The following is a 12687-nucleotide window of genomic DNA, read 5'->3' as shown; positions in this document are numbered from 1 at the left end:
GTGAACTTGCGCGGGACAACTTGAAACGTCACGGAGAACCACACTATGAGCACTGATGGTGCTTTGAGTCGAAGCCGTCTATTGCCGACCCTGCTCGGCATTCTGCTTCTGCTAATGGGCCTGGCCATGCTGGCCGGCGGGATCAAGCTGAGCCTGCTCGGCGGCTCGCTGTATTACCTGCTGGCCGGTATCGGCCTGACGCTGACCGGCGTGCTGCTGATCCTGGCCCGCCGCGCTGCGCTGGGCCTTTACGCATTGGTGCTGTTCGCCAGTACCGTGTGGTCCTTGTGGGAAGTCGGCCTCGATTGGTGGCAACTGGTACCGCGTCTGGCGATGCTGTTTGCGCTGGGCATCGTCATGTTGCTGCCGTGGTTGCGCCGTCCGTTGCTGATCACCGGCCCTGCGCCGATGGGCACGGGCGCACTGAGCGTGGCGGTGGTGCTCGCGGGTGTTGCTGCACTGGCCAGCCAGTTCACCAACCCGGGTGAAATCAAAGGCGAACTGGACCGCGACAGCGTGCCCGGCATGACCAACACCGCCCCGGCGATGCCCGACGGTGACTGGAATTCCTACGGCCGCAGCGCCCATGGTGATCGTTACTCACCTCTGGCACAGATCACCCCGCAGAACGTGAGCAAGCTGGTTCCGGCCTGGACCTATCGCACCGGCGACCTGCCGGGGCCGAACGACCCGGGTGAAACCACCGCCGAAAACACCCCGCTGAAAGTCAACGGCATGCTCTACGTGTGCACGCCGCACAGCCAGGTAATCGCGCTGGACCCGGACACCGGCAAGGAAATCTGGCGTTTCGATCCGAAGCTCTCCACGCAAAACGCGGCGAACTTCAAGGGTTGGGCGCACATGACCTGCCGTGGCGTGACCTATCACGATGATGCCGCCTATGCGTCCGAACAAAGCCCGACCGGCACCGCCAGCCCTGCGCCGGTCAGCACGGTCTGCCCACGCCGCATCTTCCTGCCAACGGCCGACACCCGCCTGATCGCCCTCGACGCCGACACCGGCAAGATGTGCGAAGACTTCGGCGACAAAGGCCAGGTCGACCTGCGCGCCAACATCGGCGGCTTCAATGCCGGCGGTTACTACTCCACCTCACCTCCAGCCGTCACCAAAGACCTGGTGGTGATCGGTGGGCACGTCACCGACAACGTGTCCACCGACGAACCCAGCGGCGTGATCCGCGCCTTCGACGTGCACACCGGCAAACTGGTGTGGAACTGGGACAGCGGCAACCCGGACGACACCACGCCGATTGCTGAAGGTGAGGTCTACACCCGTAACTCGCCAAACATGTGGTCCATGTTCGCGGTCGACGAAAAACTCGGCATGCTTTACCTGCCGATGGGCAACCAGACCCCGGACCAGTTCGGTGGCGATCGCACGCCTGAATCGGAACTGCACGCCGCCGGCCTGACCGCTCTCGACATCGCGACCGGCCAGGTGCGCTGGCACATGCAGTTCACCCACCATGACCTGTGGGACATGGACGTCGGTGGCCAGCCAACCCTGATGGACCTGAAAACCGCTGACGGCGTGAAGCCAGCGGTACTCGCGTCCACCAAGCAAGGCAGCATCTACGTGCTGGACCGCAGCACCGGCAAGCCGATCGTGCCGATCAACGAAGTGCCGGTGCCACAAGGCGCTGTCGAAGGTGACCGCACCTCGCCGACCCAACCGAAATCCGACCTCAACCTGATGCCGCCGCCGCTGCAAGAGCGCGACATGTGGGGCGTCACCCCGTTCGACCAACTGATCTGCCGGATCGACTTCAAATCCATGCGCTACGACGGCCCGTTCACGCCGCCATCGCTGCAAGGTTCGATCGTGTATCCAGGCAACTTCGGCGTGTTCGACTGGGGCGGCATCTCGGTTGACCCGGTGCGTCAGATTGCTTTCATGAACCCGGACTACATGGCGTTCAAATCGAAAATGATCCCGGCCGCCGAAATCGCTGCCCAAGGCCCGCGTAAAAGCGAAACCGAAGGCGTGCAGCCGAACAAAGGCGCGCCATACGGCGTCGTCCTCGAACCCCTGCTCTCGCCTGTGGGCCTGCCATGCCAGGCACCGGCCTGGGGTTATGTGGCTGCGGTCGACCTGACCACCCAAAAAACCATCTGGAAACACAAAAACGGCACCGTGCGCGACAGCTCACCGGTTCCGATCCCGCTGAGCATGGGCGTGCCTAGCCTGGGCGGTACTTTCGTCACTGCTGGCGGCGTTGGCTTCCTGAGCGGTACCCTCGACCAGTACCTGCGCGCCTACGATGTGAAAAACGGCAAGCAGTTGTGGGAAGGTCGCCTGCCAGCAGGTGCACAAACCACACCGATGACCTACACCGGCAAGGACGGCAAGCAATACGTGCTCGTTGTCGCGGGCGGTCATGGTTCGCTGGGCACCAAGCAAGGTGACTATGTGATTGCGTACAAACTGTCCGAGTAAGGTTTAGCGGCGGTTAAAGGAAAGGCGACTCCTGTGAGGGGGTCGCCTTTTTTTTGGCCGCCATTTTCGCCACTCTGCAGATCCGATGTGGGAGCGGGCTTGCTCGCGAAAGCGGTGTTTCAAACAACTTCTATGTTGAATGTTAAACAGCCTTCGCGAGCAAGTCGAATCGTCGCACCGCCGCTCCCACATTTGTTCTCGGTTGGCCTGAAGAAACTGTGCGTAAGTCCTACAGCCGTTGCTGTTCTGGCGGAGGATTCCGACAAGTTCTATCGGTTGTTGTGTCAGAAGCCGGAGGGATAGGCTTTTGTGGTCGCTGCAAATTCAGCGGCCGGGTTTGGTCGCCCGGGTTTAGAATGGCGCACTTTTCGTGCTTGCTTCATGGCGAGCTGTGCGTGGGAGGGCTTCGGCCCTGCCGGGTTCCATTCCCTGGTCGACCAACCTGCGTATGGTTCGCCACCCTACTGCTTGGTCGCAGTCGTGGCGAACTTCCAGTCCCCGAATGGAGCTTCACCATGTTCAAACAAACCCCGAATCCCCCGCAAACCGACGACGTTTCCCCCTACGAATCCCTCGATTCCAAAAAACTCAACGAAGCCGCCGAGCGCGCGCTGGATCACTACCTCAACCCCGCCGCCCTCAAATCCCCCGCTACCCGCAAACCCAGCACGATGTTTTTGATTGCACCGGATATCAAAGACGAAGACCTGCTGGCCCACACCTGCGAGTCGTTGGCCCAGGCCAGTGTGATGGCGAGTGATTTCGCGGACTATCTGGAAGGCCCGCACCGGCACAAGGCAATGGCGATCCAGCAGATCATCATGCTGGCCGAACTGGCCGCAAACCGGATGCTCGATAACGTCGCCATCCCAAAACCTGAGCCACACAGCTAATACCTGTGGGAGCCGGGCTTGCCCGCGATGGCGGTGTGTCAATCGACATCAATGTTGAATGAACTATCACCGTCGCAAGCAAGCTCGCTCCCACAGGGTTCGGCGTACATCTGCAAGAAACTGGTCGGCTGTCAGGCCGCCTTCGCAGGCAAGCCAGCTCCCACAATTGGATTGAGTACATCTGCAAGATATTGGTCGGCTGTCAGGCCGCCATCGCTGGCAAGCCAGCTCCCACAGGGTTTGGTGTTCATCGGCAAGAAACTGGTCGGCTGTCAGGCCGCCTTCGCAGGCAAGCCAGCTCCCACAAGGTTTGGTGTTCATCGGCAAGAAACTGGTCGGCTGTCAGGCCGCCATCACGGGCAAGCCTCGCTCCTACAAGGATTCGGCGGACACCGTTCGCTCCTCACCACTCATCAGGCCGAGCGTTAGCTCGCCTGCAGCTCTTGATCTTGATCCACCCGCCCCTTCGGGAGGCTGAGTGGAGGTGTTCATCCGGGGAGTGGCGCGCAGCGCCGTTCGACGCAGTCGAACACGCTGCATGTAGGTCGTCGCGAAGCAGACCGGAGGGCAGTGTCCCCGGATGGATACCGGAGCGAAGGTACGCCGAGCCTTAGCGAGGGGCCGGACGCTTGGGGCGAGCGTTTTTTTGCTTACTTTTTTTAGGCGCTTGTAAAAAAAGTGAGTCGCCGTAAGGGCGAAACCGCCAGCCGCCGTTACCGCAGAAACGGATATGTACCCAACCCCCAAGAACATGGTCGGCCCAAAGGCCGCCAAGTCAAAAGCACCTGTCCAAACCCTGAACACACACCCAGAAATATCCCGCCCCATTGAAACCACCCCCCACCTGCCCCATCTAAGACCCATACCCCATTGCGCAGGTGCCCCATGAGCGACCAGCAAGAATTCCCCGAAGACCCGAGCGAATACGCCGACCCAGAGAACGCCGAACACCACTCCACCGGCAAAGGCCTCGCCCTGCCCGGCCAGAACCTGCCGGACAAGGTCTACATCATCCCGATCCACAACCGCCCGTTCTTCCCGGCCCAAGTGCTGCCGGTCATCGTCAACGAAGAACCGTGGGCTGAAACACTGGATCTGGTGAGCAAATCCGATCACCACTCCCTGGCCCTGTTCTACATGGACACGCCCCAGGAAGATCCGCGCCACTTCGACACCTCGGCCCTGCCGCTGTACGGCACGCTGGTCAAGGTGCACCACGCCAGTCGCGAAAACGGCAAACTGCAATTCGTCGCCCAAGGCCTGACCCGCGTGCGCATCCGCACCTGGCTCAAGCACCATCGCCCCCCGTACCTGGTGGAAGTCGAATACCCGCATCAGCCCACCGAGCCGACCGACGAGGTCAAGGCCTACGGCATGGCGCTGATCAACGCGATCAAGGAACTGCTGCCGCTCAACCCGCTGTACAGCGAAGAACTGAAAAACTACCTCAACCGCTTCAGCCCCAACGATCCGTCGCCGCTGACCGACTTCGCCGCCGCCCTGACCTCGGCCACCGGCAGCGAACTGCAAGAAGTGCTCGACTGCGTGCCCATGCTCAAGCGCATGGAAAAAGTCCTGCCGATGCTGCGCAAGGAAGTCGAAGTCGCGCGCCTGCAGAAAGAAATTTCCGCCGAAGTTAACCGCAAGATCGGGGAGCATCAGCGCGAGTTCTTCCTCAAGGAACAGCTCAAGGTTATCCAGCAAGAGCTGGGCCTGACCAAGGACGACCGCAGCGCCGACATCGAGCAGTTCGAGCAGCGCCTGGAAGGCAAAGTCCTGCCGGCCCAGGCGCAAAAACGCGTCGAAGAGGAAATGAACAAGCTGTCGATCCTCGAGACTGGCTCGCCGGAGTACGCGGTCACACGCAACTATCTCGACTGGGCGACGTCGGTACCGTGGGGCGTGTACGGCGAGGACAAGCTCGACCTCAAGCACGCCCGCAAGGTGCTGGACAAACACCACGCCGGCCTCGATGACATCAAGGACCGCATCCTCGAATTCCTCGCAGTCGGTGCCTATAAAGGCGAGATCAGCGGCTCCATCGTCTTGCTGGTCGGCCCGCCGGGCGTGGGCAAAACCAGTGTCGGTAAATCCATCGCCGAATCCCTCGGCCGGCCGTTCTACCGCTTCAGCCTCGGCGGCATGCGCGACGAAGCCGAGATCAAGGGCCACAGCCGCACCTACATCGGCGCGCAACCGTGCAAACTCGTCCATGCGTTGAAAGACGTCGAAGTGATGAACCCGGTGATCATGCTCGACGAGATCGACAAGATGGGCCAGAGCTACCAGGGCGACCCGGCCTCGGCGCTGCTGGAAACCCTCGACCCGGAACAGAACGTCGAATTCCTCGACCATTACCTGGACCTGCGTCTGGACCTGTCGAAAGTGCTGTTCGTCTGCACCGCCAACACCCTGGATTCGATCCCCGGCCCATTGCTGGACCGGATGGAAGTGATTCGCCTGTCGGGTTACATCACCGAAGAAAAAATCGCCATCGCCAAGCGTCACCTGTGGCCCAAGCAGCTGGAAAAGGCCGGCGTGTCCAAAGGCAGCCTGAGCATCAGCGACAGCGCGTTGAAAGCCTTGATCGACGGTTATGCCCGTGAAGCCGGGGTGCGTCAGTTGGAAAAACAACTGGGCAAACTGGTACGCAAAGCCGTGGTGAAGCTGATCGACGAACCGAAAGCCGTGATCAAAATTGCCCCGAAAGACCTCGAAGCCTCGCTTGGTCATCCTGTGTTCCGCAATGAACAAGTGCTGTCCGGCACCGGTGTCATCACGGGGCTGGCCTGGACCAGCATGGGCGGCGCAACTCTGCCGATCGAAGCCACGCGCATTCACACCTTGAACCGTGGCTTCAAACTCACCGGGCAACTGGGCGACGTGATGAAAGAGTCAGCGGAAATCGCCTACAGCTACGTTAGCTCCAACCTGAAGTCGTTTGGTGGTGATCCGAAATTCTTCGACGAAGCCTTCGTCCACCTGCACGTCCCGGAAGGCGCCACCCCGAAAGACGGTCCGAGCGCCGGCGTGACCATGGCCAGCGCCCTGCTCTCACTCGCCCGCAACCAGCCGCCAAAAAAAGGCGTGGCCATGACTGGCGAACTGACCCTGACCGGCCACGTACTGCCGATTGGCGGGGTGCGCGAGAAGGTGATCGCGGCGCGGCGGCAGAAGATTTTCGAGTTGATCCTGCCGGAGCCTAACCGTGGCAGCTTTGAAGAGTTGCCGGATTATCTGAAGGAAGGGATTACCGTGCACTTTGCCAAGCGGTTTGCGGATGTGGCGAAGATATTGTTTTAACAATCCGAATGCGCCGCTGCCTGACGGACTTGGCAGCGAGCGCTTTCAATTATAAGAAAAGAAAATCATTAAACAAATCAGACTTAAAAACTGTCAAACCTGACAGTTACCTCTGCATGATTTCCTCAGCACACTCCTTATTCGGCTCCTACAACTGAATAAGGTGATTTATGGCTAACACAAATGTAACCAACGGGGTTTTAGTTGACGGCCAACTAACCATTGAAACAAAAGACGTTTCAGACGCAACCCCCTTCCCAATGGGCCTCTTTACCTTTACTGCCTTTGAATATTCATTGGATAAATTCAGGCCTGGGTTTTTTGTCAGCTGCTATAAAGACAAAGGCCTTTCCAGCGAAAGAAAACTGATTATTAATTTCCCCACCGGCCAAGCGCCCGTTATCACTCAATACTCGGAAGCCTTCACCACAGAAACGAATCCGCGCCCTTATGATTTCGAATTCATAAACTGCACCAGCAACATCGTAACAAAGGAAATAGCACCGCATAAAAATAGGTACAACGTGATCGAATTCAACATTCTGGCCAAGAGACGTGATAATAATGAAACTCGTGAACTGGCTGGAAGCGGGTATATTTCTATCACTAATTTAGTAACCTCACTTTAGACTCATCGTCTACCTTCGCTCAATACTGTTGATGGGCAGGAGAACTGATGCCGACCAGGCAGTACTGCCGATTGGCGGCGGGCGTGAGGAGATGCACGCGGCTCGGCGACAGAAGCTGTTTGAATTGACCCTGCCGGATAATCTGAAGGAAGGGATTACCGTGCACTTTGCCAAGCGTTTTTCGGATGTGGCGAAGATTCTGTTCTGACAGTCCTGTAGCGTCTGTACCGACGCCATCGCGGGCAAGCCCGCTCCCACAGGGATCGAGTGTGGTCACACATTTTGTGTCCACTCCAAAAACTTGTGGGAGCGGGCTTGCCCGCGAAGGCGTCGGCACTCACAACGCCGACTCCCCCGTCGTTGTCACACTTTGTCTCATCTTCAGTTATGCTCGCCGTTCGTCGTGAACGCCGGAGCCACTGACCCCATGTCCCCCACTCGCCTGTTTGTCCCCCTCGCCCTCTCCTTGCTGGCCGCCTGCGCTACGCAACCGAAACAGAACGTGACCGTGGAAAAACAAGGCGAATGCCCGGTGCAAATGCGCAACGGACAAAGCCTGATCCTGACCCTGCCGAGCAACCCGACCACGGGTTATCGCTGGGCGATCCAGGATTCGGCCGGCGGCGTACTGCATGCACTCAGCCCCGAGGTGTACAGCAACCCGGAAGACGCCGGGATCGTCGGCAGCGCCGGGATTTCGACCTGGCGCTTCCAGGCGTTTGCCACCGGTACAGGCCGCTTACGCCTGACCTATTCACAGCCCTGGGCACCAGAAGTGCCGGCCGTGAAAACCTTCGACTGCGCGATCGCGGTCAACTGATCGTGGGCTGGCTGATTCTGGCGCTGATGGGCGCGGTGACCTTTCTGTATGGCCTGAGCGTGCATGCCGCGCTGCTGTGCCTGCTGGTCAAGCCGTTGCCGGTGTTGGCCTTGCTCGGTTGGTTGCACGATGCGCCGCCCAGTGAATACCGGCGCTGGATCAGCCTTGGATTGATTTTCTCCCTGCTCGGCGATGTGTTGCTGGCCTGGCCGGGGGATTTGTTTGTGTTTGGGCTTGGGGCTTTTTTGGTCGCCCACCTGGCGTATCTGAAGGCTTACCTGAGCGATTGCCGGCGGTTGGCGTTGTTGCCATTGGTGATTGCCTTAGGGGTTGGTGTGGTGCTGCTGGGGATTTTGATTTCCCACGGGCTGGGCCCATTGTTGATTCCGGTGATTGTTTACGGGTTGGCCATCAGCGCGATGCTCTGGCGGGCGCTGGCCCGGCTCGGGAGCGAAGTGCCGAAACGCTCTGCACTGTTGGCAGCGGCCGGTGCGGTGGCGTTTGTGTTTTCCGATAGCGTGATCGGCATCAGTCGCTTTGTTGCGCCGTTCGATGCGGCGCCTTACGTGATCATCCTCAGTTACTGGCTGGGACAATGGGGAATTGCGGCGTCGGCGTTCTCCCAAAAATAACGCTGCCCCTGTGGCGAGGGGGCTTGCCCCCGTTCGCCGGCGCAGCCTTCGCAAAACCGGCATTTACGATCTTACTGATACACCGCAATGGGACGGCTTCGCCGTCCAACGGGGGCAAGCCCCCTCGCCACAACAGCCCTTTCACCATTCAAATTGCGTGAGCCCGGCGGTTTATCAGACAACCCGCGCATCCCCCCGTCAATTTGGCTAAAATGCCGACCTTTTCCACCTAAGCCGCTGGAACCGCCGTGAGCAAAGAACCCGATCGCCTTTTCGCCCAGCCTTTGGCCCAGGTGCCTGACTTCGCCTTTAACGAGGACGTGGTGCGGGTGTTCCCGGACATGATCAAGCGCTCGGTGCCGGGTTATCCGACCATCGTTGAGAACCTCGGCGTGCTCGCCGCGCAATTCGCCCAGCCCAACAGCGTGCTCTACGACCTCGGCTCATCCCTCGGCGCGGTGACTCAAGCATTGCGCCGTCACGTGCGCACTGACGGTTGCCGCGTGATCGCTGTGGATAACTCTGCGGCGATGGTCGAGCGCTGCCGTGAGTACCTCAACGGTCAGGACTCGATGTTCCAGGAGTTGCTGCCCGTGGAAGTGATCGAAGGCGACATCCTCGCCCTCGACTTCCAGCCGGCCTCGGTGGTGGCGCTGAACTTCACCCTGCAATTCATCGCCCCGGACCAGCGCACCGCGTTGCTCTCGCGCATCCGCCAATCGCTGCTGCCCGGCGGCGCGTTGATCCTCTCGGAGAAGCTGCGCTTCAACGACCTTGAAGAACACGCGCTGCTCACTGATTTGCACGTCGCCTTCAAACGCGCCAACGGCTACAGCGAACTGGAAATCGCCCAGAAGCGTAGCGCCATTGAAAACGTCATGAAGCCCGACAGCCTCGAAGAACACCGCGAGCGCCTGCTGGCCGCCGGGTTCTCGAAAGTCGTGCCGTGGTTCCAGTGTCTTAACTTTGCCTCGTTGATTGCCTTGCCATGATTGATCTGTCCCCCCTCGCCCGCCGTCTGGCGGGCACCCCGCTGGCCGAATGGGCCAACACCCTGCAAGCGCAACTCGACAAGAAAATGGAAAAGGGTCACGGCGATCTGGAGCGCTGGCAAAGTGCGCTGGACGCCTTGCCGAAGATTCAGCCGAGTGAAGTCGACCTGCTCAATGGTTTGACGCTGGACACTGATTGCGAGGACGAAACCCGTGCGCAAATGCGTACTGCGTTGATGGGATTATCGCCATGGCGCAAGGGGCCGTTTGATCTGTTTGGTGTGCACGTCGACACGGAATGGCGTTCGGACTGGAAGTGGTCGCGAGTGGCTCCGCACCTGGACCTGAAGGGAAAACGCATCCTCGATGTCGGTTGCGGCAATGGTTACTACATGTGGCGCATGCTCGGCGCGGGCGCGGACAGCGTGATCGGTGTCGACCCGAACTGGCTGTTTTTCTGCCAGTTCCAGGCGGTGCAGCGTTACCTGTCAGAACCCAATGCCTGGCACCTGCCGTTCCCTTTCGAAGACCTGCCGCCAAACATGGAAGGCTTCGACACGGTGTTTTCCATGGGCGTGTTCTACCATCGTCGTTCGCCGATCGAACATTTGCTGGCGCTGAAGGATTGCCTGGTCAAGGGCGGTGAACTGGTGCTGGAGACGTTGGTGATCGAAGGTGATCAACAGCAGGTGCTGGTGCCGGAAGACCGTTACGCGCAGATGCGCAACGTGTGGTTCCTGCCGTCGGTGCCGGCGCTGGAATTGTGGCTGCGGCGCGCCGGGTTTACGGATGTTCGCTGTGTCGACGTGAGCGTGACCACGGTCGAGGAACAGCGCGGGACAGAGTGGATGAAGTATCAGTCGTTGAGTGATTTTCTGGATCCGAAGGATCACAGCAAGACGATTGAAGGACTGCCGGCGCCGATGCGTGCGGTCATCGTTGCTCGTAAATAGAACCCCAATCTCCCAGACACCAGATAACCCTGTGGGAGCAGGCTTGCCCGCGATTGCGGTGGTTCAGTCGACATCAATGTTTGATGTGCCGACGCCATTGCGGGCAAGCCCGCTCCCACAGGGGCCGGTGTTTATTCTGAAGGTTTGGCTCTTCGAGCCTTGAAGAACTCGCTGAGTACAGCCCCGCACTCTTCCGCCAACACCCCGCCCTCAAACAACACCCGGTGATTCAAAAATCCTTGGGTAAAAAACTGCCCCTGACTCTGCACAATCCCCGCTTTCGGCTCCAGAGCGCCATACACCACCCGCGCAATCCGTGAATGCACGATCAGCCCCGCGCACATGCTGCACGGCTCAAGGGTCACGTACAGCGTGCTGCCCGGCAGGCGATAGTTGCTGGCAGCCAACGCTGCGGCGCGGATCGCGACCATTTCGGCGTGTGCACTCGGGTCGTTGCCGCTGATCGGGCAGTTGAAGCCGCGACCGATGATCTCGCCGTCCTGCACCAACACCGCGCCCACGGGCACTTCACCCAGCGCCGCGCCTTGTGCGGCCAGGGTCAGGGCTTCGCGCATGAAGTCGCGATCGCGGCTGCGGTCGATGATCGCGGCGGGACGTATCTGACGCATCAGGCCACCTCGATAGCGGCCATCAGGCCGGTTTCCATGTGATCGATCACATGACAATGGAACATCCACACGCCGGGGTTATCCGCCACCAGCGCGACTCGCGCGCGCTCGTTCTTGCCCAACAGGTAAGTGTCGGTGAAGTACGGGATGACCTTGTGCCGGTTCGAGGCGATGACTTTGAAGCTCATGCCGTGCAGGTGAATCGGGTGCTGATATTGAGTCATGTTCTTCAATTCGAAAATGTAGCTTTTGCCCTTCTCGAGCTTGGCAATCGGGCGGTCGGCGCAGGTCTTGTCCGTGATGTCCCAGGCCTTGCCGTTAATCTGCCACAGGCTCGGCGGCTTGCCGTTGTCGACGTTGACCGACACCGAGCCCACCCATTCGAAATTGAAGTTGAGTTTCTCGGCATTGGCCAGGTCGGGTTCTGCCACCGGGTTGGCCGGCAGGGCGGCCGGCCATTCGGTGGGTGCATCGGTGTTCGCCACCGAGCGCAACGTGCCCAGGCGAACCGGGCCGTTGCGCAGGGACAGTTCTTCACCGGCGGGCGGCGCCTTGATCGCCAGGCAGATGCGCATGCCCGGGCCGAGCCAGTATTCCTTGCCCATTGGGCGCGGCTCCACGGGATTGCCGTCCAGCGCGTAGATCTGCGCTTCGACGCCGGGAATGTTGAGGCGATAGGTCAACGTGTTATCGAGGTTGAGCAGGCGCACGCGGGTGATTTGCCCGGCAGGCAAGTCGATCACCGCTTGCGAAACACCGTTGATGGTCGACAAGCGTCCCGCGGTGCCGCCACGGGCGGCTTCGCGAGGAATGCTGAAGGCCACGAAAGCACCCTCTTCGTCGACGTGCCAGCTCTTGAGGCTCAGGGTTTTCTCGTACTTGAAACCGGTCGGCTCGCGCTCTTCGACGATCAGCGGGCCGACAAGACCGCGGCCGAGTTCTTCGCTGCTGTTCACGTGCGGGTGATACCAGTAACTGCCGGCGTCCGGCACGCGGAATTTGTAGTCGAAGTATTCGCCCGGTAGCACTGGCAATTGCGAAACGTACGGAACACCGTCCATCTCCAGTGGCAGGCGAATGCCATGCCAGTGAATGGTGGTCGCCACCGGCAGATGATTGATGAAGCGCACCCGTAGCCATTCGCCCTGGCGAACCCGCAGTTCAGTGCCCGGCGCCGACGGGCCGAACGCCCAGGCTGGGGTCTTGTGCCCGGCAACCAGTTCGACATCCAGCGGTGCCGCGATCAGCTCATAGTCATGACCGGCGTCAGCGTCGGCCATCTTGCCCAGCCAGTACCGCGACGCGCCGCCCGCTCCGACACCTACGACAACAAGACCGGCCAGGCCACCGAGGATTTGGCGACGGGTAAAGGACATGAA

General features: G+C 60.1%; 11 protein-coding genes. 9 read left to right on the top strand and 2 right to left on the bottom strand.

All coding sequences use genetic code 11. From position 1 onward, the window contains the following. Window positions 1–45 precede the first annotated feature (45 nt). The 9 genes from ACIQV9_RS08875 (at window position 46) to cmoB (ending at window position 10679) form a co-directional block, all read left to right on the top strand. Entirely contained in the window at window positions 46–2457 is a 2412-nt protein-coding gene (locus ACIQV9_RS08875) for a glucose/quinate/shikimate family membrane-bound PQQ-dependent dehydrogenase (protein ID WP_403100131.1), read from the top strand. Between the two features lie 515 nt (window positions 2458–2972). Beyond that, entirely contained in the window at window positions 2973–3350 is a 378-nt protein-coding gene (locus ACIQV9_RS08870; RefSeq protein ID WP_403100130.1) for a DUF6124 family protein, read from the top strand. Between the two features lie 885 nt (window positions 3351–4235). Beyond that, window positions 4236–6653, top strand: a complete 2418-nt coding sequence (gene lon, locus ACIQV9_RS08865; protein ID WP_403100128.1) for an endopeptidase La — start codon at window positions 4236–4238, stop codon at window positions 6651–6653. Between the two features lie 170 nt (window positions 6654–6823). Next, the gene (locus ACIQV9_RS08860; protein WP_403100127.1) at window positions 6824–7282 is read left to right on the top strand and encodes a hypothetical protein; all 459 of its coding nucleotides are present in this window, start codon (window positions 6824–6826) and stop codon (window positions 7280–7282) included. A gap of 31 nt (window positions 7283–7313) precedes the next feature. After that, on the top strand, window positions 7314–7490 hold the full coding sequence (locus ACIQV9_RS08855; protein WP_403100518.1) for a hypothetical protein: 177 nt from the start codon (window positions 7314–7316) through the stop codon (window positions 7488–7490). 219 nt (window positions 7491–7709) lie between these two features. Beyond that, window positions 7710–8102, top strand: a complete 393-nt coding sequence (locus ACIQV9_RS08850) for a protease inhibitor I42 family protein (protein WP_403100125.1) — start codon at window positions 7710–7712, stop codon at window positions 8100–8102. A 2-nt stretch (window positions 8103–8104) separates the two neighbouring features. After that, a complete protein-coding gene (locus ACIQV9_RS08845) occupies window positions 8105–8734 on the top strand; it encodes a lysoplasmalogenase (RefSeq protein ID WP_403100124.1) in 630 nt (209 codons plus the stop codon). A 248-nt stretch (window positions 8735–8982) separates the two neighbouring features. Next, window positions 8983–9726 (top strand): carboxy-S-adenosyl-L-methionine synthase CmoA, encoded by a 744-nt coding sequence (gene cmoA, locus ACIQV9_RS08840; protein ID WP_403100122.1) that lies wholly within the window; start codon window positions 8983–8985, stop codon window positions 9724–9726. After that, a complete protein-coding gene (cmoB, locus tag ACIQV9_RS08835) occupies window positions 9723–10679 on the top strand; it encodes a tRNA 5-methoxyuridine(34)/uridine 5-oxyacetic acid(34) synthase CmoB (RefSeq protein WP_403100120.1) in 957 nt (318 codons plus the stop codon). Before cmoA ends, cmoB begins: the two co-directional genes overlap by 4 nt. A 131-nt stretch (window positions 10680–10810) precedes the next feature. Here cmoB and tadA read toward each other — a convergent pair whose 3' ends face one another. Both tadA and ACIQV9_RS08825 read right to left on the bottom strand, forming a co-directional pair. Next, a complete protein-coding gene (gene tadA, locus ACIQV9_RS08830; protein ID WP_403100118.1) occupies window positions 10811–11308 on the bottom strand; it encodes a tRNA adenosine(34) deaminase TadA in 498 nt (165 codons plus the stop codon). After that, window positions 11308–12684: a multicopper oxidase family protein gene (locus ACIQV9_RS08825; RefSeq protein ID WP_403100116.1), complete on the bottom strand. Its 1377-nt coding sequence runs from the start codon at window positions 12682–12684 to the stop codon at window positions 11308–11310. The genes tadA and ACIQV9_RS08825 overlap by 1 nt, the downstream gene beginning before the upstream one ends. Between the last annotated feature and the right edge of the window lie 3 nt (window positions 12685–12687).

The organism is Pseudomonas sp. NPDC099000, assembly GCF_044759925.1.
In the GTDB taxonomy this organism is placed as follows: domain Bacteria; phylum Pseudomonadota; class Gammaproteobacteria; order Pseudomonadales; family Pseudomonadaceae; genus Aquipseudomonas.
This window is presented reverse-complemented; position numbering and strand designations above follow the sequence as displayed.